We start from the raw sequence: 26,477 nt of genomic DNA on the forward strand, positions 1-26,477 counted from the left end.
ACGCCCCGGCAGACGCCTGCTCCGGCGGACGCACTTCCTCCGCAACCGTCGCCTCCGCAGCGGCGGCAACCTCGTCGGGCTCTCCCTGCTGAACCGCCCCGTCCCCGGCCGACTCCGCCGACCTCCGCACGGGCGAACTCGCCAGGAGGTCCGCCAGGGGTGGCCCCGGGTGGGTGGCAGCAACCTCGTCGAGCTGAGGCTGTTCGCCGGCCGGATGCGACGCCTCGACAGGCGTCACCTCCCCGGCAGACGCCTGCTCCGGCGGACGCACTTCCTCCGCAACCGTCGCCTCCGCAGCGGCGGCAACCTCGTCGGGCTCTCCCTGCTGAACCGCCGCGTCCCCGGCCGACTCCGCCGACCTCCGCACGGGCGAGCTCGCCAGGAGGTCCGCCAGGGTCGGCCCCGGGTGGGTGATGGTGACGACCGCGCGGCGGAGGGTGGTCGCGCCGTCGGCGGGGCTCGTGCCGGGCGGGTACTCGCGGCCGCGGGACGTGACGACCACGGGGAAGTCGGCGGCGTTCAGTGTGGCGGGCGCCCCTGCCTCCGTCAGGTGCCTATGCAGGCTTTGGGTGAAGGCGTCGGCCACCGCGTCGGCTCGCTCCTGCCCTCGCCGGACGGCACGGCCGTAGTCGGGCCGCGCGAGCACGGTTCCGTTGCCGTGACCGCTGATCGACACGACGGGCAGCGGCCGTCCCCGCTCGGCGGCCGCCATGCCCTCCTGGGCCGTGCTCGCGGCGAGGGCGTCGATGGCCCGCATGGCATCGGTGGTCAGGCGGTGTGATCCCCGGTCGAAGAGGATGTGCCGGGTGACCGGCTCGGACGCCGGTATCCGCTGTGCCGGCTGGTCGAAGTGGCGTGCGTCGGTCTGGATGGGCCTCGGCCTGGAGCGCTGCGCGGTCGGGGCGGCCGCGGCGGGGTGGTCCGCCAGGCCGGAACGGCTGGAGACCGGGTCGAGGGCGAGCGTGCCGGGGTCGGTGAGGAGCGCCGTACTGGCGGGCGTCTCCTCGTTGCCGACCGCCTGGATCCGGTCCAGGGAGTCGAGGACCCGCGTCAGCTCCGGACCCGGCCGCTGCCCGGCCAGCGCCTCGGTGAGCCGGTCGCGCATATCGGCGGCGATGCCGCGGTACTCGTCGTTCCTGGCGGGGAGGACGGTGCTGTCGCCCACCTTGAACCGGTAGTCGTCGAGTATCTCCTTGCGGCGTTTGCCCAGTTCACTGAGCGCAATGCGGACGTCGCGCGACGGGTCCTCCCCCAGCGCGGCCGCGACGGGCTCGCCGAGGGCCTCGAAGCCGGAGCGGATCGCGAACCGCTCAGCCATCAGCTCACCGTGGATCCGGCCCAGTTGCCGGTCGGCGGTCCTGCGCTGCCCCCGCAGGGTGGGCCGCACCTCGGTGAGCCGGTAGTCGACCGGCCTCGCCGACGGGTTGCTGGTGAGGAACTGCTCGTACTCCTTGTAGAGGGTCTGCGCGATACGCGCCTGCGAGGCCCAGAGGCTCACATGGTCGCGGACGAACGCGTCGACGGCCGCCCGCTTGCCGGCACGGTCGGCGATGCCGTTCTTGAGGTGCTCGGGGGCGTACTGGTCGAAGTACGCCTCCACCTGCTTTCTCGACAGGTACTTGTCGCCGGGCTCACGCAGTCCGGGGGTGTTGTAGTGGGCCGCGACGATTTCCCTGAGTGTCCTCGCCATGGCCTCGTTCGTGGCGGGACTGACGAAGCCGGTGCCCTCGGTGAAGACGGGGTTCCCGGGCATGCCCTCGTTCGGGACGCCGAGCCTGCCGCGGAGTTCGCCGAGGGACCGGACGTCGCCCCAGGAGTCGGGACGGCCCTGTGTCGGTCCGTCCGTGTAGGTGCGTACCGAATGGGGCAGCGCCGTCCGGCGGAGCAGTTCGAGGGAGTGGGGGTTTCTGACGCCGAACTGGTTGGACGCGTAGGGCTTGTCGACGTTGAGGTCGTCCATGATCTCGCCGGGCCCGTACGCGGAGTCCCCGGCCTGGTGCTCGGTGACCGTGCCACGCGAGATCTCGTTGGCGACGCGGAGCGGCACGAGGAAGGACCGGATCGTCGGCTCGGTCGCGCCCTTGGCCTTGTAGTTGTCGATCCATTTGATCTGGCGCAGGGGCTGGCCGATGCTGATCCAGAACACGCTCTCCGTGGGCTTCTTGGCGCTGTAGTCCGGGGTTCCGGTGTGGATCTGGACGACTCCGTTGGCGTCCTGGCCGACGTCCTTGTGCTGCGGTTTGTCGGCGCCCAGTTCGTCCCCGAACACGGCCGTGTAGACGGTCGCATACGGTTCGCCGTCGATGACGACGACCTCGGGGATGTCGCGGTGGATGAAGCCGGCCCCCCTGGGGGCCGTGACGCGGCTCGCGCTCACGTACTGCGCGCCGGGGACGGCCAGCGCGCTCCGGTAGGTGTCGAAGGCGTTCAGAGCCCGGTGGGCGGCGTTGACCGACTCGTCGGTGTACTGGGCGTCGGGCAGGGTGTCGATCAGCTGCCGGGTCTCGTGGACCCAGGCGGCCCGGTGCCGCGGTGCGACACCGTCCAGGAACGCGCCGATGCTCTGCCGCAGCCGCTCGGGATCAGCGTCGGGCCTGATCACCAGGCTCTTCAGCTCGTCCCGGAACCGCCCGAACCGCTGGTGTTCTGCGGGGTCTCCCGGGGTCTGGCGGGCGCCCTTCGTCTTCGGCGTGCTGGACGAGGAGTCCGTCAGCGGGTGGTCGCGCACGACCGGGCCGGAGTCCACGGCGTTCTCGACGGCGGTCAGGTATGCCTTCGGAACGCCCGGGGAGGGTGCCTCGACGACGTCGGCCATGATGCCGCTGCTGCTGGACTTCCCGGCGGTGTCGCGGAACACCGAGTCCGGCGCGTAGTAGGTGTCCGGCAGGCCCATGAAGTGGCCGAACTCGTGCAGGCCCAGCAGGTCGTTGAGCTGCCGCCGCCGCGCCAGCTCCTCGGGGGCGAGCGCGGGGTCCTCGCTGTGCAGGCGGAAGTGCAGCTGGTCGGAGCGGCCGGGCTGGGGCGACGCGCTGAGCTCGATCGCCTCGGGGTGGTCCGGGACGTGGCTGAGGTTGAGGTCGATGTGGAGCTGATCGCCGGAACGGGGCAGCCGTAGACCGGTGTTGAAGTGGTCGTCCAGCGCCTGCCGCCAGCGGGCCTCGAATCGCGCCAGCATGTCCTGGTGGAAGCCGTCGCCGAACCGCACCGGCAGATGCAGGCTCAGGTTGCGCACCCAGCGGCCGTCGTCGGCCTGGATCCGGCGCACCCACGCCCGGATGAGGGTGCTGCTGCCGGGCAGTGTGCCGTCGCCGGCCGGCCTCCCCCGCTCGGGGTCGAAGCGCTCGGTCCACAGCTCGCTGCCGACCGCGTCGGCGCGGCGGTGGCGCCACTGCTCGGGCCGTACCGGATCCGGTGCCGGGAACACGAGTGCCTGCGGTGCGTGACCGGCCTCGCTCTGTACGGCCGATGCCCCGGCCGGAGCCTGCGAAGGCCGCTGCCCCCCGGTGCCCAGGAGGCTCTCGGGTGTCGCACCCTCGCGCCGGCCCCTGGCCAGCCTCTCGGCCAGCCTCACACCCTCGACGGTTCCCCGGCGGGGACCGCCGTGCAGGTGGATCTCCTGCGCCACCCGCATGGTGTGCCAGTACTGCTCGGGATCGCGCTGGAGCAGCGCCGGATCGATCAGGCGGTGCCCGACCAGGGGAGGCAGGGGTTCGTCGACCACTGTGTCGAACGGGTTGTAGGTCCGGGTGATGAAGACGGCGCTGTCCCAGAGGGCGTGGGACTTCGAGATCGTCATCTCGGCCAACTGCTGTGCGAACCGCCGCAGTTCCTCCGGCACCTCCACGGGTGCCGACACCGGCGTCGCGGCGGCCGTGGCGGCCCTCGCCCGCTCCAGGATCTGCTCGGCCTCCTGGGCGGTGACCGGCCTTCTCACCTCGCTGTTGACGGCGGTCGGGTCGAACGCGGGGTTGGACTTCCACCTGCCCCGGATGTGGCTGCCCTGCGCGTCCTTGATGTGCTGCGCCCGCCTGATGAACTGCGGGCGGATACCGCCCGGGAACGCGATCTCGTGCTCTTCGGTGTGCGGGTTTCCGGCCTTCGCGCGGTGCGGTTCATGACCGAGCTCATCGCCCTGCTCGTCGAACCGGTGGTCCTTCAGCGTCTCGTTGACGTCGATGCCACCCGGCGCGTGGATCTCGTACCGGAATTTCGCGGGGTGGGTGTAGTTGTCGTCCTTCGACGTGCTGACGAACATCGAAGGGCCCCAGGCGACCACGTACTGCGCCAGGTCGCCCCTCTCGGTGCCCTTGGCCTCGAAGCCCTGCTTGAAGACGACCTTCGGCGGTCTGAGGTCATAGCGCCACAAGGGTTCGTAGGAGTCGCGCCATACGAGGCCCTCCGGGCGCAGACTCGACAGGTCCAGTGTGGGGTCGACGGCCGCCGCGAGCCGGTCCGGCACGATCAGCGACTGGTCGCGCAGCGCTCCGTCCTCGTCGAGGTCCCAGCGCAGCCGCGTCTCCGCCTGCCCCGGCACCGGCACGGTGACCGCCACACCGCCGTGACCGGCGCGCCGGATGTCCGCTCCGGGGACCGGCGAACCGTCTGCGTCCGTCAGTCTCGGCGCGGTGTCGACACCGGAGGGTGTCTCGAACCGCGCGACGTAGCCGGCGCCGGGCAGTGGCACGTCCCGGTGGGTGAAACGGCCGTCCGCCGAGAAGTGCAGTTCTCCCCCGGTGCCGGTGACGATGAAGCCCCCGTCCGGGCCGGACCGCACCGCGTGGCCGGGCAGCGGCGAACCGTCGGGGCCCACGAACTCCAGCCGGTCCGGGACTGCTGAGGCAGCGTCACCCGCAGCCCTCGTGATCCGCGCTCCCTGCTCCGTCAGCGCCCCGGCTCCGCGCAGCGGCAGCGCCGCCGGCTGCACAGACGCCTCCGCAGGCGTTCCGGACTCGTCCGTGAGGGGCGGGCCGTCGGCCTGGAGGGTCAGATCCGCGGTCGGGACCTCGGGAGCACCGCCCCGCAGGCTCTCCCGCACGGCCCCGACGCCGCGCTGTGCGGCCAGGTCCCCGGCCGCGGCCTCGGCCCGGCTCTGCCGGTCCACCGCGCCTTCGCTCCGGTGCAGTACCTGCGCCACTCGCATCGTGGCCCAGTACTGCTCGGGGGCGCGCTCCAGCAGGCCTCGGGCATCCTCGTCCAGCGTGAGACGGAACGGGAGATGCTGCGCGGCGATCTGCGCCGCCTCGTCCCAGAGCCGACGTGCCTTCGGCTCGCTCAGCTTGCCGAACTCACGCTCGGCGAAGCGGCTCAGCGCTGCATCGGGGGCGACCTCCGGGACGCGCTGAGCGGCGGCGCTGTGCCGGTCGCCCTCGGAAGTCCCTGTTTGCGGAGGTGTCTTGGCATGCTGCGGCATCGCGGGCGGTCGCGGTTCTTCGAGCCGGGAGACCATCTGCTGTGCCGCGTCCGCGGCGGGTACGGGGCGCTGCGCGTCGTGGGGCGCGGCGTGCTGTCCGGGGGCTCGCGCCGGGGACCGGGGTTCGTCCGGGGTGGCGGAGGTCGCCGGTTCCTCCGCGGCGACCGCGAGTGCCGTGTCCGCGGTGGTCGCGGGGGTCGTGTCGGGGGTGGTCTCGTCCCCGACCGCCCGGAGGGGCGCGATCTGAGCTTCCTCCAGCGTGGTTCTGAAGGTGCTCTCGTACTCGGCTTCGTGACGCAGCCACGCCTCGGTGTCGTGGTCCTCCGGGCGCCCGATACGGTCGTGGGCAGTGACCGTGTCGCGGCGGAGGTCGTCCGCGAGCGCGCTGGACGCCTCAGACGCAGCCTCGGGTTCCTCGGCAGCGGCTTGCGACGCGCGAGCCTCCGGCGACGCACCGAGATCGCCGCCGCTGCGGGAGGACGGGGCATGAGCAGACGCGGGCACCGCCCCGGACGCGTCCACAACGGGCCCCGACGCGCCGGCCGTTCGCGGCTCAGTGGCAAGCGATGGCTGGGGATCGGCCATCGCCGACGGCTCAGGACCGGTGACGATCGAGGGACCGGAGTCGACGGCAACCGACGGCCGGGAATCAGCCATCGCCGACGGCTCAGGACCGGTGACGACCGAGGGACCGGAGTCGACGGCAACCGACGGCCGGGAATCAGCCATCGCCGACGGCTCAGGACCGGTGACGACCGAGGGACCGGAGTCGACGGCAACCGACGGCCGGGAATCAGCCATCGCCGACGGCTCAGGACCGGTGACGACCGAGGGCCGGGGGTCAGCGGGCTGCGCGAGCGTGTCCGGCTCCGACGGCTCGGGAGCTTCGGCGGGTTGTGTGCGCCTGTCCGAATCCAGCGTCACCGGTGTATCCGCAGGCTGCGCGAGCCTGCTCGGCTCAACCGGCCCCGGTGCATCCGGAGACCCCGCGAGCCTGTCCGCTCCCACCGGCCCTGCAGCATCCGCACGCTGCGGCGCCACCGGCCTGCCGGGCTGGGCGGCCGGGTTGGGCCCCTCGGCCACGGTCTGTTCCGTGGACAGTGCCGGCCGCGAGGCCTCGTGCGGACCGGACGCCGCCGAGTCCGGCGACTCCTCGCCATCCGTCCGGCCCGGGCGGGACACCAGGGCGTCGGCGGCGGCCGGGCCGGTGCCTGAGCCGATGCCGGCGTCCGTGCCCGTGCTGCCGACGACCGGCACCACCGGCGTGCCGCTGAGGGAGTCGGCCCGGGGTGTGTCGACAGGGGCGGTGTCGGCGAAGGAGTCGCGACCGCCGACACGGGGGTTGTACGCCGTGCCCGGCCTTCCGGCATCTCTGTCGGTGAAGGTCCGCTCCGACGCGGGCTCGGCCACCGGCGCGCTGCTGGGCGTCTGTGTCCGGGCTCCCTCGGAAGTGTCCCCTGAAGGCGGGGCGACGCGATCCGCGGCCCGGCCGGGCTCGGTGCTCTGCTCCGCGGGCGCGGTGGGGTGCTCCGGCGGCTCCGTGGCGCGCTCGGGCTGCCTCGCCGAGGTTCCGCGGGCAGGCGCCGGGTCCACCTCGTGCTGCTCGTGTGTTGCCGAGGTTCCGTGGGCAGGCGCCTGGGCCGCGTCCTGGTGCTCGATCTCCGCGAGGGTCCGCTCGAGGTCCGAGACCTGTGGGACACGCGAGGGCATGGTGGCCCGGTCGACGCGTGGACCGGGGTCCGGCTGGGACGGCAGTCCCGTGTCGGCTTCCGGACGCGGCCGCTGGGCCTGTATGACCTCGGACGCGGCCCCGGGTGCGGACAGCTCGACACGCGGCTGCCGCGCCTGCGGGGCCGTCTCCGCGGGCCCCTGGCCCGTCGGCACATCGCCCGGACGCTCCAAGGGACTCACCGGCGCGCTCGGCAGTCCCCCGATCTCGGAAGCGATACGGTCGGCCGCCTCGTCGGGCCACTGCGCGTGCGGCTCGTCGCCGATGGGGCGCGGCTCGGGCGGGACCGTCGCATCGGGCCCGGTGCCGCCGCCCGGCACGTTCCGCACGTCCGGCTGCGGATCGGGCCGACCGGCGGTCGACGGCTCCGGCCGGGTGCCCGACGCACTCGGCAGGGCATCCGGCTCGCCGGTGTGGATGCTCGGCAGGCCGTCCGGCTCGACAGCGTGCGTGCTCGGCACGGACCCCGGACTGCCCGTGGGCACATCGGGCAGACCGTCCGGGCTGTGGGCGGGGGCGCTCGGCAGGGCCTCGGGGGCGGTCGTGGGGGCGCTCGGCAGGGCGTCGAGCTCGTCGAGAGTGAAGGGGGCGTGCTCGTCGGGCTCCTGGTGCAGGTACGGCCGCTGCTCCTGTGTGCGTGCGAGTTCCTGCTCGGCTCGCCTGGTGATGCCTTCCTGGACGAGGCGGTCCAGTCGGCTCCCGGCGCCTGTCGTACCGGACTCCGTTCCACTGCTGCGGCCGGATCCCGCACCGGGTTGGTCCGAGCCCGGCGCCGGGTGATCGATCTGCTGCTCGAGTTCGTGGCGCAGCGCGGCGGTGTTCTCGTCAGGGGTGCGTGTCGCGGCCAGGCGCTGCTCCGCCTGGTCCAGTTGCTGCCGGGTCTCCTGTACGGCCTCCTCCGGCGCGCCGGACCGGCACTCCTGGGTGAGTTGGTCGCGCAGACGGCTGACTTCCTGCTCGTGGGCACGCACCTGCGCCACCCGCTGCTGCTCGGCGGCCTGGCGCTGCTGCTCCCGCTCACCGAGGTAGTCGCTCAGGTGCTGTTCGGCGGTACGCGCCTCCTGCGGGCTGCCCGCCGTCTCCATCCGCCGTATCAGCTCGGCCTCGCGCGGGTCCTGATGCGCCCCGTCGCCGCGCAGCGCCTCGAACCGCCGCATGAGGTCCGCGTGGGCCGCCGCGGCAGCCGACCCCGCGCCGCCACCGCCCTGCTGACGCAGCCGTTCCTCCAGCCGCCGTGTCTGTTCTTCGATGCGGCGGTCCGTGTACTGCTTGAGCTCCTGCTGCGCCTGACGCGCCTCCTGAGGCGTCCGGGCGTTCTCCACCTGCCGTACGAAATCCGCGCGGTGGGCGTCCGCCTCCGGCGCGCCGCCCGGGGTCAGCACCGTACGCAGCTCGGCCATGCGCCGCTCCGCCGGCGTCCAGTTGTTGAACCTCGCCTGGGCGTCGAGGGCCTGCCCCCGCTCCCGCGGCGTCGTCGCCGCATCGACCCGGTGCTGCAGCGCTTCCTGCTGGTGCACGCCCAGCTCATGGATGATCCGGGATCGCTCCTGCGGGTTCGTCGCGGCGTCGAGTTGCTGCCGCAGCTCGGCCTGGCGCGGATTCAGCGGCGTACCGCCGTTCAGACTGTCGATCCGCCGCAGCAGGTCCTCGTCCGCCGCCTGCGTCCGGGCGTCCTCCTGCGTGTGCAGGCGCTCGGTGAGCGTCTGCTGCTGCTCCTGGATCTGACGGTCCGTGTACTCCTTGAGTTCCTGGTGCGCCTGGCGCGCCTCCTGAGGCGTCCGGGCCTGCTCCACCTTCTGCACCAACTGCTCGCGCTGCGGGTCCTCGACGGGCAGCAGCCCCTCGCGCAGGGTGTTGAGCTGCCGCTCCAGCGGCGCCGACTGGTTGTGCGCGACCAGGTCACGAAGCGCCTGCTCGTGCTCCTCCGGCGTGTTCGCCTCCAGCACCCGCTGCAGCAGCTCCTGCCCTCGCGTGTCCGGCAGCGCCCGTGCACGCAGCGCGTCCAGCCGTCGTTCCAGCGCGGTCTCGGCACTGCCCTGGCGCACGTCGTCGAGCCGCTGCTGCAGGTAACGCTGATCCTGGAACTCCCGCAGCTCCTCACGGGCTTGCGCCGCCTCCTGTGGCGACCGCGCCGAATCCTCCAGCGCGACCGTCCGGCGCCGCATGACGTCGGACGCGGGGTCGGACTGAGCCAGCCGGTCCAGGCGCTGCTGCATCTGCTGATGCCACTCCAGGTCCTGCTGGAGCGCCTCCCGCACCGTCGGGTCGCTGACCGTGGCGATCTCCCGGCGAATGTGTTCCGCGGCCGAGTCGAAGGAGCGCGGGCTGTTCTCGGAGACCACCTCGACCGGAAGGTGACGCTCGACGAAGTCGGTGTACTCCTTCAGCGCGCTGTCCAGCAGGACCGGTTTGCCCGTCCGCTGCGCCCGCTCCACGGCGTCCACCTGGGAACGCCAGGCGCCCTCCTCCACCCCCAGCTCACGCAGCCGGGAGAAGCCGCCCTCCACATGGGTACGGAAGTCCGTCATCCGCTGGTCGAGGATTCCGTGCTCGACCGTCGTCCGGAACGCGTGCAGACGCCGGGCCGCCTCACCCCAGTCTCCCGCCCCGGCCGCCTCGCGCACCGAGTCGGCCTGCCGTCGCCACTGGGTCTCGGGCAGACCGGCCGTCCGCGCGATCGTGCTGAGCCCGTCGACACGGCTGCGCACCTGCTGCGGCAGCGGCGCCTGCCTCCCGGTCGGAGCGGCAGGAAGGTCCGTGACCAGCGCGCGCGGCGACGGGTCCGGCAACGCGGACGCGTCGAACGGCTTCGGGGCGTCCGGCAGATCCAGGTGTTCCTCGTCCGGACGCTGCCCGGTCGTGTCCGGCGACCGGTCCTGCGACGGGACTTCCGACGGATCCGGCGACGAGTCCGGCAACGCGGACGCGTCGAACGGCTTCGGAGCATCCGGCAGATCCAGCTGCTCCTCGTCCGGACGCTGCCCGGTCTCGTGCTCCTGGGGCACCTCCCCGGGCACCTGCTCCGAAGCCTCTTCGGGCACCGGCACCGGGTGCTCGGGGATGCCCGGTTCGACCTCGCTCTCCAGACCGTGCTTGAGCGTCTCCGCGAACGACTTGTCGACCGTGGGCACGTCGATGTGCTCCGGAGACCTGCCGTCGTGCAGGGCGTGGCCGTGGGCGACGGCCCCGCCCAGCGCTCCGGCCGCGGTGCCCAGCCCGAGGTCCTGGCCGGCGTCGAAGATGAGATTGGACGCCTCCGCCGTGCCGAGACCGGCCAGAGCGCCTTCGACGGCATTGCCGATGAAGGACTTGGAGAACCCCGGGGCCAGGTGGCGCATGAGCTGCCCCATCCCGCCGCCGACGAGCCCACCGAGGGCTCCCATCTCCGCCGCGCCCTTGGTGGCGTTCCAGTCCCAGTGGGTGCGGTCGCCCTTCAGGAACTGGAGGACCTGCACCGCGACGTCCATGCCGACCTGCATCACGATCGACGTGATGACCGCGATGAACAGCTCGCGCAGGATCGTCTGGACCGCGAACCGCCCCATCGTGACCACGGCCGGAACCGCCGCCGCGCCGAATCCCGTGGCCGTCAGATACGCGATTTCCGCGGCCATCCACGCCAGCTGCAGGATGATCATGTACTTCGCGTACTCGATCTCCAGCGCGATCTCCTGCGCCATCTGCCCGAGCTGTTCGGCCGAGGTGGCCATCACAGGCAGCGTCGAACTCAACTGGTTGACGAACTGCCCGAACTGTTCCGCCGGAGCCCCGGCCAGACTCTCGAACGTCGCAGCGGTCGCCGGATGGAGCTCACCGAGCAGCTGGTTCAGCTCCTGGGCCGTCGAGTTCCACACCGCGCCCAGTTCGGCGAGGTGATCCTCGTTCCCGGTCGGAAACTCCTGACCGACGGTGATCTTGGCGAAAGGCTGCAATTCCGGCGGAATCATTATGCTCATGAATTGCGGGCCTTTCTGCCAGAAAACTTCAGAAAAACGTCAGCGATGTGCAGGGCCGGGGCCGCGCGAACCACCGGACGGCTTGGCGTCCGCGGCGGGAGACGCGTGCGTGTCGGTGCCGCGCTCCAGACCGTGCGCCGTCGCCTTTGCCTGCTCTTCGGTCTGGTGGAAGCCCTTCGCCATGGTCTCCAGACCGTCGGCCGTGCTGTCCAGCACGTCGACGATTCCCTTCAGCCCGTCGATCATCTGGTCCCGGGGAGTCACGTACTGCTGCGCGAAAGCCTTTCCCATCGGGTCGTCGCCCCAGCAGTCGCCGAGCTCGTTCATGCGAGACTCCAGCTGGCCGAGGACCTGCCTCATCTGGTCGGAAAATGCCCGCACCTGAGGGGCGTTCCTGGCCAGACGGTCGGGATCCACAGCGAAGTAGTCGGAAGACACTGCGACCTCCTGTCTCATGTCTGCTCAGTGGGGAGAAATCCCCGAATTCCGGGGTTTCCGGGTTTCCGGGTTTCCGGGGAATCCGAGATTCCGGGTTTCAGGAATCCCGGGGGGTCTCAGGCGAGCGGAGGCCGTGCGATCCGGGGACCGCCCGCGCCTCGGCCGGGCCGGCCGTTGACGACGTACTCCTGGACCTCGTCCGCCATGGCCGGCGTCTCAGGCAGCAGTCCGCCCAGGTCGGCCTTGCCCTGCAGCAGATCGGTGGCGGAGATCCCCTCGGGAAGGTGGCCGGACAGCACCTCGGCCACTTCCGCCATGGCGGTGGTCCGGGCCTTCTGGATGGTCGCGACGAGGATCTGCGAGAGCTCCAGAGGAGCCATGCGCTTGTAGGCGCCGGTCGGGAACTCGATCGCGGTCACCTCACCCTGGGAGTCCACCGTGACCTTCAGCGCCTGACGAGGAGCCGTCGCGCTCGCCTTGACCTCACGCATCCTGCGCTGCAGGTCGCCGATCTGGGCCCGCTGCCTGCGGTACGCGCCCAGCAGCTCTTCGATGTGCTGGTCGTAGGGACTACTTGGCACGTTGCACCTCTTCCACCTGCCATGACGCGAGCACTCCACATCAGTGGGAGCGCTCCCCGCCTCTCTCGCGCAGATTCGATGAGAGACAGGAAACATGCCCCTCCCGGACTGCGGAACCGATTGGGCCGAGGGTGACCCGAAGGACACCGACCTCTGCCCCAACGGCCAGGTGCGGCGAGCGCGGCGGCTGATCCCGACGCGTTCCGCCGCACCGTCACGGCACCGCACCATCACGGCGGCGCACGGTCAGCCGAGCGCGTCGGCCTGGTCGGGGGCGGCGCCCCAGGAATCGGCGCCCTGTCTCAGCAGGTCGGCGATACCGTGGCTGCTCTTCGCCTCGTCGCCGTCCTCCTCCATCTCTATGGCCTGCTCGTCCTCCTCGTCGTCGGGCACCTCCGCGGTGCTGAGCAGCATCCCTGCGTACCCGGTGACCGGCATCGGCGGCTGTTCGGGGGCTGCGGCCTGGGAGCGGTCGGGCCGCCAGGTGGCCAGGGCCGGACCGGTGACGGGCTCGGCGGAGCTGCTGTCGGGGGCGGGGGTCTGCGGGAAGCCGAGCCCGGCGGCGAAGGCCGCGCCGTCCTCGTTGCTCCACCCCGGCTCCTTGGCAACGGTCTCCGTGCCGTCGTGCTGGTGCTGCTGCTGGTGCTGCTGCTCGTCCTCGCCGGCGTCCATGCCCGCCTCGGGCGCGGCGCCGTTCTCGTCGCTCCACCCTTCGTCGTCGCTGAGGACGTACTTGGGCGGGAGTTCCTCCTCCTCGTCCTCGGTACGGCGTCCGCCGGGCGCCCACAGCATCGCGGGGTCGGAGGCCTCCCAGGCGCTGGTGTCCTCCACGGTCTCGGCACTGCGGACCACCGCGACACGGTCCTCGGCGAGCTCGTCCGACGTCGCGGACCCGGCACCGCGGAGAATCGCCCCTCCGGACGGGGCTCCCTGCGTCTCGCTCGGCAGGTCCTCGGCTCCGGGATCGGCCCAGCCCTTCTCCGAATCCCCCAGCAGCCCCGAGGAGTCCGAGCGCTCGTCGCCGCCCTTGGAGGCCCCGCCGGGCGCGCCGTACGGCGGCATCATGCCTCCGCCTGACTGCGCAGCCCCTTCCCCGGATGCCGCAGCCGCACCGAGACCGGCCTCCTGGGCGCCGGCGACCGTCTCGCCCTCCGCGGGCACCGACGCCCCGGCGACCCCCACGCGCGCGGCGGTGGGCAGCGGACCCGGACGCGCCGCGGGGGGCTCGTCCACGCCGTCCTCCTGGGCCGTCGCCGGCACCGGCGGTGCCGGTGGGGTCGGTGGGGTCGGCTGAGCGGCCCCGGTCAGCGTGCCGGGCAGAGGAAACAGAGCGGGAACGGGCACCGCGTCGTCGTGCTCCTTCTTCCTGGGCGCGGGCATGCCGGCCCCCGTCACGACGGGAAGCGTCAGACCATCGACGTCGGCATGGGGCGACACGGCCGCACCGGTGCTCTGGTGCACCAGTCCGGGACCGCCCGCGGACGCCCCTGCGGACGGGGCGACCTCGCCATCACCGGGTACGTCGCCGTGTGCATCCGCCCACGGCTCGACCCCACGCGACACCAGCCCGGAGGCGTCGGAACGGTGCTCCTCCTTCGGTGCACCGGCACCCGGCGCCATGGGCATGAACGGCATCCCACCAGCACCCTCAGGCACCGCCCCCGGAACGGGAGTCGCGCCGGCGCCTGTGCCGCGCACCCCGCCAGCGCCGGCGCTGCCGTGACCGAGCGAGTCGGACGGCACAGGGGAAGCAGACACGTGCGGCACGGACCCGCTCGGCACCGACATGTGCGGCGCGGCCCCGATGGGCGCCGCCCCACTCGGCACCGACACGTGCGGTACGGCTCCAGCGGGGAGCGACCCCTCGGGCAACGGCGACACCGACCCGGACGGCACCGATCCAGCGGGCACCGACACGTGCGGCACAGACCCCGGGGCCAACGACCCCTCGGGCAACGGTGCCACCGACCCACTGGACACCGACTCACGCGGCACAGACCCGGCCGGTAGCGACCCACCAGGCACGGACACATGCGGCACAGACCCGGAGGGCAGAGCCCCCTCGGGCAACGGCGACACCGACCCGGACGGCACCGATCCAGCGGGCACCGACACGTGCGGCACAGACCCGGGGGCCAACGACCCCTCGGGCAACGGTGCGACCGACCCGATCGGCACCGACCCAGCGCCCTGGCCCGGCATCACCAACCCAGGCCCGCCGGCACCAGCACCCGCGCTCGGCGACAACTCACCCCCAACGGGCGACACCACACCCTTACCCGCCCACGGCTCAACCCCACGCGCCACCAAACCGGAAGCGTCCGAACGATGCTCCTCCTTCGACGCACCACCAGCACCCGGCGACATCGGCATGAACGGCATCCCCGCACCCACGCCAGCACCGGCACCAGGCCCGTCCGGGACAGATCCCAGGCTAGGAACCCCACCCAAGGACACACCACCAGCACCAACACCAGACCCGGCACCGCGCGCCCCGATACCACCACGACCCAACAGGTCAGACGGCAACGGAGAAGCAGAGACGTGCGGCACCGACCCAGAAGGCACCGACAAGTGAGGCACGGATCCGGAAGGCAGCGACCCACCCGGCACCGACACATGCGACACAGACCCGGGGGCCAACGACCCTTCGGGCAACGGCGCAACCGACCCCGGCACGGACCCAGTGGGCACCGACGCCTGCGGCGCAGACCCGGGGGCCAACGACCCCTCGGGCAAAGGTGCGACCGACCCGATCGGCACCGACCCAGCGCCCTGGCCCGGCATCACCAACCCAGGCCCGCCGGCACCAGCCCCCGCGCTCGGCGACAACTCACCCCCAACGGGCGACACCACACCCTTACCCGCCCACGGCTCAACACCACGCGCCACCAAACCGGAAGCGTCCGAACGATGCTCCTCCTTCGACGCACCACCAGCACCCGGCGACATCGGCATGAACGGCATCCCCGCACCCACGCCAACACCCGTACCAACACCAGCACCGGCACCGGCACCGGCACCGGCACCGGCACCGGCGACATTCCCCTCCGGAACAGACCCCAGACCAGGAACCCCGCCCAACGACACACCACCAGCACCAGAGCCGGCACCGGCACCGCGCACCCCGACATCAGCCGCACCGCCATGGCCCGACAAGTCAGACGGCAACGGAGAAACAGACACCCCCGGCACCGACACATGCGACACAGACCCGGGGGCCAGCGACCCCTCAGGCAACGGCGCAACCGACTCCGGCGCAGATCCAGCCGGCACCGACACGTGCGGCAAAGACCCGGAGGGCAGAGCCCCCTCAGGCAAAGGCGCCACCGACCCAGCGCCCCGGCCCGGCATCACCAACCCAGGCCCGCCGGCACCAGCCCCCGCGCTCGGCGACAACTCACCCCCAACGGGCGACACCACACCCTTACCCGCCCACGGCTCAACCCCACGCGCCACCAAACCGGAAGCGTCCGAACGATGCTCCTCCTTCGACGCACCACCAGCACCCGGCGACATCGGCATGAACGGCATCCCCGCACCCACGCCAACACCAGCACCGGCACCGCGCACCCCGGCACCCGCGGCATTCCCCTCCAACACGGGAACCCCGTCCAACGAGACACCGCCAGCGCCAACACCTGTGCCGTGCACCCCAGTACCACCATGACCCAACAAGTCAGACGGCAACGGAGAAGCAGAGACGTGCGGCACCGACCCAGAAGGCACCGACAAGTGAGGCACGGATCCGGAAGGCAGCGACCCACCCGGCACCGACGCATGCGGCACAGACCCGGGAGCCAACGACCCCTCGGGCAACGGTGCGACCGACCCGATCGGCACCGACCCAGCACCCTGACCCGGCATCACCAACCCAGGCCCGCCGGCACCAGCCCCCGCGCTCGGCGACAACTCACCCCCAACGGGCGACACCGCACCCTTACCCGACCACGGCTCAACCCCACGCGCCACCAAACCGGAAGCGTCCGAACGATGCTCCTCCTTCGACGCACCACCAGCACCCGGCGACATCGGCATGAACGGCATCCCCGCACCCACGCCAACACCCGTACCAACACCAGCCCCAGCACCCGCGGCATTCCCCTCCAACACGGGAACCCCGCCCAACGAGACACCGCCAGCGCCAACACCTGTGCCGTGCACCCCAGTACCACCATGACCCAACAAGTCAGACGGCAACGGAGAAGCAGAGATGTGCGGCACCGACCCGGAAGGCACCGACAAGTGAGGCACGGATCCGGAAGGCAGCGACCCACCCGGCACCGACACATGCGACACAGACCCGGGAGCCAACGACCCCTCGGGCAACGGTGCGACCGACCCGATCGGCACGGACCCAGCACCCTGACCCGGCATCACCAACCCAGGCCCACCGGCACCAGCCCCCGCGCTCGGCGACAACTCACCCCCAACGGGCGACACCACACCCTTACCCGACCACGGCTCAACCCCACGCGCCACCAAACCGGAAGCGTCCGAACGATGCTCCTCCTTCGACGCACCACCAGCACCCGGCGACATCGGCATGAACGGCATCCCCGCACCCACGCCAACACCAGCACCGGCACCGCCCACACCACCATGGCCCAACAAGTCAGACGGCAACGGAGAAACAGACACCCCCGGCACCGGGCCACCCGGCGCCGTCACCCCGCTCGTCGGCACATGCGACGAGAGGGACACGGGCTTGATGCCTGCGAGGCCGCCGGCCGGCGCGCTCACGCCACCCGCGTTGACACCCTGCGAGGTGGGAAGCAGGCCCCCGATCTTGCTGCCCTTCAGCAAACCCGACGGCATCGGCGACGGAGAGCCAAGAGCGGGTGATGTACGCCCATCGGCAGCGCCCTTGCGCTGGCTCGACCGGATGGTCGGCAGAGGCATCGCACCAGGGCCGACCAAGCCCCCCGTGGACGACAGCCCTCCACCGGCAGTCGGGACGGAGCCGAGGGAGACGGGCTTGACGCCTCCGAGGCCGCCGGCCGGCACGCTCACGCCACCCGCGTTGACACCCTGCGGAGTCGGAGACAAGCTCCCGAACTTGCTGCCCTTCAGCAAACCCGACGGCATCGGCGACGGAGAGCCGATCGACGGCGACGAGGGCCCGCCCTTGATCCCGGGCGCCGTCGGCAACGTCGCGTCCGGCGCGGAGCCAGGGTTGAGGGCCGCGTGCATCACGGGGTCCAGTTTCCCGGGGAAGGGCGTGGGTGACGGCATGGACCCCGGCAGCGGCGAGTTCACCGCCGCCGAAGCCAACTTGGCCGAAGTCACCGGCGAGCCACCCGGCAACCCCATCGGCGGCGCCCCCAGCACCGGAGAATCGACCGGCGCACCACCAGGAGCGCCCAGCGGGTCTTGCACCGGCGCCGAAGCCAACTTGGCCGACGTCACCGGCGAGCCACCCGGCAACCCCGTCGTCGGCGCAGCCGGCACAGGCGAGTTCAGTGGCGTCCCGCCGCCAACACCCGACGGATCCGGCAAGCCCGACGCACTCGGCGCACCCTGCAGGGGGGTCCCGCCGGGTCCCCCCAGAGAGACGGGCGTCGGGGACGACAACGGGGGCACGGATATCGGCGACGAGGGCCCCACGGGCGCGGATATCGGGGACGAGGACAACTGGGGTACGGATACCGGCTGCGAGAACCCGGGGGACGGGGACAGCGAAGGCACGGATACCGGGGACGAGGACACCGAGGGAATGGTCGGCGTGGGGGGCGTTTTGATGGGGGGGAGAGCGCCGCCGGGGTGAACATCCGGCAGCGGATGGATCTCCGGCGGCGTGAGATTGGGGTTCGGACCGTTGACCGGAGACGTGATGTTCGTCGGGGAGACCTGGCTGAGCGTGCGCGTCTGGACGGAGTACTGCCGGGCCAGCGAATGCAGCACACTGCGCATGTCGTCCGTCATCATCTTGACGATCTGAGGGTTCCGGCTGACCGGAATGAGCCCGTTGTCCATCGGCTCGATGCCGAGGTTCAGCGCCTGCTGCGCGTACCAGTGGTCGATGGTGGCGATGTTCGCCTGGGCCACCGCGAGGTTGTTGCCGGCGTCGACGAGGGTCTGCGCGACCGATGCGCCCATACCGCCCCCGGACAGCGCGTTGGCGCCGGACGCCACCTGCTTGGAGAAGGTCTGCATCATGGTCATGAAGGAGTCCGCCGCAGCGCCCTTCCAGGGTGCGTCCTGGTGGCCGGCCAGCGCGTTGGCCTGCGCGACGATGTTCTGCGAGACCATCTGCAGGACTTCCTGCACGAACTGGAAGGTGTCACCCGCGTCATAGAGGCTCTGCGGGGAGACAACGCCCTCGGCCCGGTGCGCGTCCTGCTGGGAAGGAAGGTTCGAGCCACCGACGATGACCGCTTCGATCTGTTTCCAGTTCCAGGTGTCGTAGTCACTCGTGGACCCCATGACGGCGTTGTTGCCGAAGATCCCGGAGGTGTCCGACTCCTGGGTGGTGTTGCCGGTGTTGTAGTTCTTGCTGTCGGGTTTCCATCCCATGGCGTCCAAGCTCCCGTTCGTGCTTGTGTGGGCAAACGCCTAAAGCGGCGTCAGGTACACACACTCCTGACGCCGCCCGCGGCAGCCGTACGGCTTGTTCTCATCCGCCAGTGCCCATCTTGGTGAAATCGCCCTGTGCGGACTGCATTGCGTTGTTCAGATCCTCCGCCGTCATCTTGGCCTCTTCTTCGGTGGTCTTGTACTTGGCACTCAGCTGCCGTATACCGGTGCTGATGTCTGCCAGACCCTGGCTGAGATCGTGGAGCATCTTGATGTATTTATCCTGGAGCCCCGAGTCACCGTTGGCTCCGCAGGTGACCTGCCGGAGTGCGTAGGCGTCGTAGAAGGCGCCGGGATTGACCCGTTCAAGCTGCATGAGCTTTTGGTACGCCTCCTTCACCGGCCCGGCCAGCTTTTCCATGTTGTCGGCGAAGAGTTCCATGGACGGCGTGTCGACGGACGTCTTCCTTCCGCCGGCCGAACCGCCGGGAACCTTGGGCGGTGTGGGGTCGTGCCGCTGCGGTCCGGGTCGCGTGTGCGGCGCGTGGAACGTCGTCGGATCCCACTCCTTGGGGGACGACGAGGACTGTTCCTTGCCGTACGAGCCACCGTTGTCGCCCCAGTCGAGGGAATGGGTATCCGGCATCAGCGGTTCCAGATGTTGACGCCGGACCTCTCACCGTCGGCGTAGTGGCCGGTGATCTGGTTCAGTGCGTTCTGGGCGTTGACGGCCTGCGTGGCCATGTCGGCGGCACCCTGCGCCCAGATGGTGCGCTGCTGGTCGAACAGGTCGCGCGCGCCGCTCTCCCACTCGATGATGGATTTCATCGTGCCGCTCTGCAGCTCCTGCAGGAAGTCGTTGATCTGCCGGGAGATGGTGCCCATCTGGGTGACCGCCTGCTCCAGGCCGTCAAACTGGAGGCTGTAATCCGCCATTTCTTTCTCCTGTTTCTTTTCCGTGCAAGCTCTTGAATGGTGACTGTTTCTCAGAACCCGGGCAGGCGCGGCGCGGTGATTCCGGAAGCGGCCTGCTGGGCGCGCTCGATGGTCACCTGGTTCGTCTGGTCCAACACGCTGGTGTTCTGGCTCAGGGCGTTCTCCATGCCGTTGAGCACCTGGATCACCTTGTTGAAGTCGACGAGCCAGTTCTGCAGCGCCCGGTCGAACGCCTGGTATGCCTGGCCGGTCCATACGGACGCGATGCCCTGGACCGTCGTGGACATCGACCTGTACTGCGAGTCGAAGTTGGCGACGCCATTCGAGAAGACGTTGATGGCATTCCGGAGTCCGGCAAGATCGACCTGTGTCATGTTGCCTGCCATGGAATCCTCCTGTTCGGGTTTCGCGTTCCTGGTGGAACCTTGTGCTCATACCTTCTCGGAGCCCGGGGGCGAAAGGAATGGCATTCGGCATCCCTTGCCCCGTCCACCAGCGATCGTTGCCCCGACGACTCCGGTCAGGCGCCCGCGCCCGCGCCGGCCAGAGCCGGGCTGCCCTCCTGCCCATCCACCTGACCTGCACCGACGGGCGCGGCGGCGTCCTCGCGGGGAGCCGGACGGATCGCCGGGGAATCGGCCGCGGCAAGACGTTCGGCGAACCGGTGCGCGCCGTATGCCCCGGCCGGAGGAGGCGAGTCGGTGAAGTGCTCGGCGAGCGAGGCGCGGACATGGTCCTCGACCGTGAAGCCACGGACGGTCAGGTACCGCAGGGAGAGTTCCGCCAGCTCCGCTCCGGAGTAGTCGGTGAACGGCAGGTACTCGGCGAAACACGTGGCCAGTTCGGAGCCCGGGCGCGCGTTCAGGGCCTCCGCGAGGATCGACTCCTCGCCGCAGAGCACCAGCGCGGCCCCGGCGTCGGCCGCCGCGGCGGCGCGCAGGGCGCCCGTGACGGCGCTGCGCTCCGCCTCCGGGCGGGCCTGGAACGCCTCGTCCAGTTCGAGCAACAGCAGCCCGCCCGCGGCCTCGTCGAAGAGGGCGGCGGCGTACGTCTCGGCCTGCTCCCGCCAGCGCGCCGGGAACGCCGAGAGGGCCTGCCGGTGAACCGCGCCGGTCGCCAGGAGACCGTGCTCGGCGAGGCAGCGCGCGTACAGTCCGGCCACGGCGCTGCGGCCGCTGCCCTGCTTGCCGGCGAACACCAGGTTCATCAGCCCCGCGACCGGCTGGCCCTTCCGGTGCAACTCCGCGAGCCCGGCGAGGCGTTCGAGCAACGAGGTGCGGACCGTCTGGAGTCCGACCAGGTTCGCCAGGCGCCGACTGCTGCGCGGGGCCGGCTGCGGGGTGCCCCCGGAGCTGGGTGGGGCGGGCTCCGCTCCGGGGGCGGTCTCCACGTCGTCGGCCGTCAGACGCGTGAACTCGCAGTCGGCCGTGGGTGGTTGGGTGGCCAGCCGGGATGCCTGCCGGTTGATCATCGACTCGAACAGCTGGCGGGCCACGCGGCCGTTGCCGAAGGTCGGTCCCTTCGGGATCCGCTCGAAGTAGGAGGTGAGGGCGTCCAGCGCCGAGTCGGTGAGCTCGTAGTAGTGCTTGCCGCACAGACCCCGGACGATCGTCACCAGCTCGTCCACCGAGTAGTTGGGGAACTCGACGGTGCGCGAAAAGCGTGACGCCATGCCGGGGTTGGAGGACAGGAACTGGTCCATCTGCTCGGAGTAGCCGGCGACGATGACGACGATCTCGTCCCGGTGGTCCTCCATGAGCTTCATGAGGGTCTCGACGGCCTCCTGGCCGAAGTCGGGGCCGCTTCCCTTGGCCTGGCTGGTCAGGGTGTAGGCCTCGTCGATGAAGAGCACGCCGCCGATCGCCTTGGTGAAGACCTCCGTGGTCTTGATGGCCGTGGCGCCGATGTACTGCGCGACGAGATCGGCGCGGGCGACCTCCACGATGTGGCCCTGGCTGAGGATGCCCAGTTCGGCGAGGACCGCGCCGTAGAGCCGGGCCACCGTCGTCTTGCCCGTGCCCGGGGGGCCGGCGAACACCAGGTGGCGGCTCATCGGGGGCATGGGCAGGCCCATCTCCTCCCGGCGCTGGGCCATCTTGTTGAGGTTGATGAGGCCGGTGACCTCCTGTTTGACGCTCTCCAGCCCGACCAGCGCGTCCAGTTCGGCGAGCGGGCCGGTGCCGGTGTGCTGCGCGCTCTCCGGCGCTCCCGGCGCCTGCGCGCCGTCCTGCGGCCGCTGCTTCCCCTTCTGCCCGGACTTGGTCTTCAGGTCCCCGCCGGTCAGGTTGGCGGCGGTGAACTGCGGGTTGTCCCGGAGCTGGTGCACCTGCCGGCCGCCGTTGTCCCGCACCTCGCAGTCGCGGACGAGGACGGGCTCCTCGGTGTTGGTGCGGACGCCGTCCCCCGCGTTGTCGAAGATGGTGCAGTTGCTGATCTCGGCCCGCGCCCTGGCCTGGATGTTGAGGCCGTGCCCGCGGGCACTGTGCACCCGGCACCCGATCGCCGTGACCGATCCACCGCCGGTCACCCGGACGGCGTCGGTGCCGGAGCCCACGATCTCGCTGTCGCGCAGGGTGAGCGCCGCGCCGGTCCCGACGAGGATCTCGCAGCCCTGGAGCCTGGCGGACACCACCTCCGCCAAGCCGTCGGTCACGGAGATGCCGGATCCACCTGCGGTACGCAGGCGCAGCCCCTGGAACGTACCGGTCCCCTTCTCGGTCAGCTCGACCGCGTTCGCCCGGTCGGTGGCGATCTCACTGTCCCGCAGGGCGACCTTGGCACCTCCTGTCACCCGCAGTCCGACGCCGGCGCCCTCAGCCACCGTCAGCCGCTCCAGCTCGGCGGTGGCGCCTTCCGAGACGACCACGGCGGCCTGGGCCGCCTCGCGTACGGACAGCTGTCCGAGGTCGGCCGTACTGCCGCCGTCCACGGCGACGCCCACCGAGGCCTGCGTGATCTCGCAGTTCTCCAAGCGGGGCCGCGACTTCCCGGTGATCCGGACCGCGGTACGGCCGGGGGCGGCGACGTGGCACTCCTTGAGCAGCGGACTCGAACCGCCGGCGATGTGCACCGACTCCGCACCCGCCCCGGAGAACCGGCACCCGGCGAGGGTGATCCGGCCCGTGCCGGTGAGGTACGCGTCCACGCTCACGCTGTCCGTCACGGTGAGGCCCGAGACCTCGGCCGCGCCGTTCTGCTCGACGACCAGCGCCGGCTTGCCGCTCCCGGTGACCGTCGTGTCCTTGATCTGCGCGTGCCCGTGCCCGTTGACGCAGATCCCGTTGCCCCCGGACCGCTCGACGACGCTCTCCCGGACCGTCAGCCGCCCGCCCTCGGCGACCACGACCGACGACGAGCGGGTCTCCTTCACGACGGTCCGCTCGACGGTGTTGCCACCGGCCGAGGTCACCACGATCCCGGCGCCCTGCGCCTCGTCGATCCGGCAGTCCCGTGCGACCAGTGTTCCCTGGTGCCACGCCAGGATCGCCGTCCACCCGGCGCCGGTGATCCGGCAGGCGTCGAGTGCGGCCTCGCCGCGCCGGATCTCGACGGCGGCCGTGTCGTCGTCCCCACCGGAGATCGTCAGTCCGGAGAGCTGCACGGCCTCGGCGTCGACGACGACGGCGCTTCCCGAGCCCGTCCGGATGAGCACCTCGCCCGCGCCGCTCTCGGCGGCGAGGGTCACCATGCGCGTGATGACCAGGGCCTCCTCGTACGTCCCCGCGGCCACGGTGATGAGCGCGCCGTCGGAGGCGGCCCGCAGTGCCTCGCCGATGGACTGGTAGGCGCCGGGTCGGTCACGGGAGACCAGCAGGACCTGCCTCGTCATGGCGTCGTTCCCTTCCTGGGGGGTGCGGTGTCGGTGCCGCGCCGTGCTGGGCTTCGGTCGGTGAGGATCAGCCCCGGTGGATGGCGCAGCGCGCCGGCGGCCGTCGCCGGGAGCGGTACGGCGGGTTCGGTGTCCCGCCACTCGGTGGCGGCCTGCTCCAGCCGGGTGAGGGCGATGTCGTCCAGCGGCAGGCGGCGGAGGTCGACGTCCCCGTCCGCGCCTATCTCCGGCCCGGTCAGCTCCCGCAGCAGCAGCACGCGCCGTTCCTCGTCGCGCACCCCGAGCACCTTGAAACTGGTGCCGGGCAGGTAGCAGACCCGGTCGGGGACGGTCGGGTCGAGCAGCGCGGTACGGCGCGCGGTCATCGACCAGATCATGACGTCGACGTCGCCGGGCAGGTCCGCATGCGCGGTGGTCAGCGCGGAGCAGAACGCCCACTCGGTGACGATGCGGCGCTTGCCGTACCACTGCCACTCCGCCTCGCTCAGCGTGGTGCGCAGCATCGTGGCACCGCGGTAGGAGGGCAGTCGGCGCAGCCCTGACGCCACGCAGCGGGCCAGCGGCACGTGAGGGCCGACGGCCGCGCTGCGCACGGCGCTGTCGATCCGGTCGGTTCCGCCGGACAGGTACAGCCGGACCGCGACCAGGTCGGTGACCACGTCGTCGGCCGACTGCCGGGAGCCGCCGCGCAGCCCGGGCGACTCGGACAGCACCCGCGCCACGTGGTTCGCGGCGGCGTCGTACTGCTGCTGGAACGTCCTCCGCAGCCAGGCGCGCTCCTGCTCGATGCCGCGCTCCGGGAGGGCCGCGCAGGCTTCGGCGGTGGGCACGGGCTGCACGCGGACCGCCGACCGCTGGGCCTTGGGCCGCGCGGCGGGCGGAGCACCCGGCCCGCGGGCGGGCGTCGTCGAAGGGCCGGGCTCAGATGATGCGGGCGACGCCGGGGCAGCCGTAGCAGGAGGTACGGCGGATGACGTCGGTGCCGGTGCCGCAGGGGGCGTCGGTGAGGTCCGCGGCGCCCGGGGGGCCTCGGGCCCGGGTCCCACGGTGTCCGCACCGGTGGCAGGAGCGTCGGGCCCGGCGGACGGAACCTCGGCCCCACCGGCGGAAGCAAGATCGGCCGCACCGCCGGAAGGGCCCTCGGCCGATTCGGCAGGCGCGGGCCCGGAGGGCGGGGCGGACTCCAGACGGAGGGACCGCGGGCGGATGGGCTCCGGTAGGGACGGCGTCGCCTGCGCGGTCGGTGCGCCCGGCGTCGCCGGACCGGTGATCGGGGATTCGGCCGCGCCGGGCGCGGGACCCGCCTCCCCGACGTCAGGGGTCGACGCGTGCGCCTTCTCCTCGCCGACGGTCCCCGGCCCGTCCGTCGCGTGTTCCGGTACGGGGCCGACGGGCCCCGGCGCACCTGTGACAGACGCCGGTACGGCCGCGGGCACACCGTCCCCCGCCTCGGGCACCGCGGCGCCGGTCGCAGACAGCGCACCGCCGGCTCCGGGACCTCCACCGCCGGCTCCGGGCACCCCGCTCGCAGGTCCGCTCGGGCCCCGCGCAGGCTCAGACGCTCCCGCCTCCGGATCAGCCGCTCCTGCCGCAGCCCCCCGCGCGGACTCCGCGGCTCCACCCGCAATCCCCGACGGCGAACCGAGCCCCTCAGGGCCCTCAGGCGTCTCAGCCCCCGCGAACCCGCCAGAACCCGCAGAGCCCGGCCCTCCGGTACCACTCCACGTCGCAGCCGCACCCAACCCCTCCAAGGAGCCCCCGCCGGAGTCCGTCTCGGGGATGTGCTTCGGAGCGGGCAGCACCCGGCAGCGCTCGCCGAGCACCGGATCGAGCCCCCGCCGTACCTCTTCGGCCAGCGACCGCATCCGCTCCGCCGACTCGGGGGTGCCCGCGTCGAAGTGGATGACCATGCGGGCCGGGTCGCCGGGTACGCGGTGCACCGCCGGGGCGTCGGCCGACGCTGTCGGTGGCCGTAGCCACAGACCGCTCTGGGTCACTTCCAGCACGGCGTCGGGCGTGTACCGGTAGACGCCCGGGGAGACCTCCGGCAGGCCGTCCGCCGGCGAACGGCGGCCACGCAGCTCGGGCGGCGGCGCGACGCCACCGGTCGCACCCACGGGCCGGTAGACCATCTCGCGCACCAGGGCGGGCGGGCCGGGTGTGCCGTCGGCGCCGGGTACGCGCAGTCGGGGCCCGTCGGTGCCCGGCTCGCCGGGCGTCGGCAGCCCGGCGTAGACGGTGATCTCATGGCCGAACCGGTCGGCCAGCACCTGACCGAGTGCGCTGCCCTCCGGCACGGCGACCGGCCCGTAGGGCGCGAAGCGCACCAGCGGCCGGGCGTCCGGCGCGACGCATCCCCACAGTCGTTCGATGTCCCTCAGCGACAAGTCCGGGCCGCCGGGGCAGCCCAGCACCACGGTGAGCCGGTCGGACTGGCTGAGCAGACCGACCGCCAGCCGCCTGCGGTGGACGTCATGCTCACTGTCCCGCTGGTCGGACCGCCTGATCCAGATACCGGCGGGCAGCGGTTCGGCCGTCGCCTGCGCACTGGTCGCGAAGGAGCGCTGCGGTACGGCCTCGTCCCAGCCCGGCACGGGAAAGCGGCGCGACACCCGGGTGACGCGCTTGTGCGACACGAGCCGTGACCAGGCGGAGGGGTGGCTCGGGTGGAAGCTGAGCCAGCCCGAACCGGCGTCCTCCGGCACGAAGAGCGCGCCCCCGGGGGCGGGAAGCATCCAGCCGTCCGGAGCGAGCACGGTCCGCTCGAGCCGGTCGGCCAGGAGTTGCCCGACCTTCCGCGCGCTCGCGCGACACGGCCGGCCCGTGATCAGCCGGAAGGACCGCCCTCGGCGTCTGAGCAGTCGGGCGACCGACTCCCAGTCCTCGGCCGGCGGGTCCTCCGGGAGGTCGACGACGACCAGGGTGTGCTCGGGGTCCTGGGCCAGTCCGCCGACGAAGGCACGCACCTGTGGGGTGAGCTTCCCCTCGGGATGGACCAGCAGCGCGTCGCCGATGCTGCGGCACTCCAGGGGCGTACGGTTCACGTCGCTCGGCCCTCGCTCGAGTTGCACCATGTCGCGCC

Annotated in this window: 11 protein-coding genes; 2 read left to right on the plus strand and 9 right to left on the minus strand. The window is 71.8% G+C overall.

Annotated features, from left to right (window positions below):
* The 4 genes from ACWC1K_RS04690 to ACWC1K_RS04705 form a co-directional block, all read right to left on the minus strand.
* Nucleotides 1–11,095: scabin-related ADP-ribosyltransferase (locus ACWC1K_RS04690; RefSeq protein WP_450828801.1), on the minus strand; the 11,095-nt coding region annotated here is incomplete at its 3' end.
* A gap of 39 nt (nucleotides 11,096–11,134) precedes the next feature.
* Nucleotides 11,135–11,533, minus strand: a complete 399-nt coding sequence (locus tag ACWC1K_RS04695; RefSeq protein ID WP_450828802.1) for a WXG100 family type VII secretion target — start codon at nucleotides 11,531–11,533, stop codon at nucleotides 11,135–11,137.
* 116 nt (nucleotides 11,534–11,649) lie between these two features.
* Nucleotides 11,650–12,114, minus strand: a complete 465-nt coding sequence (locus tag ACWC1K_RS04700) for a YbaB/EbfC family nucleoid-associated protein (protein ID WP_450828803.1) — start codon at nucleotides 12,112–12,114, stop codon at nucleotides 11,650–11,652.
* A gap of 246 nt (nucleotides 12,115–12,360) precedes the next feature.
* Nucleotides 12,361–13,749 carry a hypothetical protein gene (locus tag ACWC1K_RS04705; RefSeq protein WP_450828804.1) on the minus strand — a complete coding sequence of 463 codons (1,389 nt, stop codon included), beginning with the start codon at nucleotides 13,747–13,749 and terminating at the stop codon, nucleotides 12,361–12,363.
* Between the two features lie 3,292 nt (nucleotides 13,750–17,041).
* Here ACWC1K_RS04705 and ACWC1K_RS04710 point away from each other — a divergent pair.
* Together ACWC1K_RS04710 and ACWC1K_RS04715 are read left to right on the plus strand one after the other, a co-directional pair.
* Nucleotides 17,042–17,881 (plus strand): hypothetical protein, encoded by an 840-nt coding sequence (locus ACWC1K_RS04710; protein WP_450828805.1) that lies wholly within the window; start codon nucleotides 17,042–17,044, stop codon nucleotides 17,879–17,881.
* A 192-nt stretch (nucleotides 17,882–18,073) separates the two neighbouring features.
* The gene (locus ACWC1K_RS04715) at nucleotides 18,074–18,412 is read left to right on the plus strand and encodes a hypothetical protein (RefSeq protein WP_450828806.1); all 339 of its coding nucleotides are present in this window, start codon (nucleotides 18,074–18,076) and stop codon (nucleotides 18,410–18,412) included.
* 318 nt (nucleotides 18,413–18,730) lie between these two features.
* Here the strand turns inward: ACWC1K_RS04715 and ACWC1K_RS04720 are convergent, their stop codons facing one another.
* From ACWC1K_RS04720 to ACWC1K_RS04740, 5 genes are all read right to left on the minus strand, one after another.
* A complete protein-coding gene (locus ACWC1K_RS04720) occupies nucleotides 18,731–19,276 on the minus strand; it encodes a hypothetical protein (RefSeq protein WP_450828807.1) in 546 nt (181 codons plus the stop codon).
* On the minus strand, nucleotides 19,276–19,566 hold the full coding sequence (locus ACWC1K_RS04725; protein ID WP_030935821.1) for a WXG100 family type VII secretion target: 291 nt from the start codon (nucleotides 19,564–19,566) through the stop codon (nucleotides 19,276–19,278). The genes ACWC1K_RS04720 and ACWC1K_RS04725 overlap by 1 nt, the downstream gene beginning before the upstream one ends.
* A 50-nt stretch (nucleotides 19,567–19,616) precedes the next feature.
* A complete protein-coding gene (locus ACWC1K_RS04730) occupies nucleotides 19,617–19,952 on the minus strand; it encodes a WXG100 family type VII secretion target (RefSeq protein WP_450828808.1) in 336 nt (111 codons plus the stop codon).
* A gap of 134 nt (nucleotides 19,953–20,086) precedes the next feature.
* Nucleotides 20,087–23,395 carry a right-handed parallel beta-helix repeat-containing protein gene (locus ACWC1K_RS04735; protein ID WP_450828809.1) on the minus strand — a complete coding sequence of 1,103 codons (3,309 nt, stop codon included), beginning with the start codon at nucleotides 23,393–23,395 and terminating at the stop codon, nucleotides 20,087–20,089.
* Entirely contained in the window at nucleotides 23,392–26,469 is a 3,078-nt protein-coding gene (locus tag ACWC1K_RS04740) for a hypothetical protein (RefSeq protein WP_450828810.1), read from the minus strand. Before ACWC1K_RS04740 ends, ACWC1K_RS04735 begins: the two co-directional genes overlap by 4 nt.
* Nucleotides 26,470–26,477 lie beyond the last annotated feature (8 nt).

This window comes from Streptomyces sp. NPDC001492 (assembly GCF_053597275.1).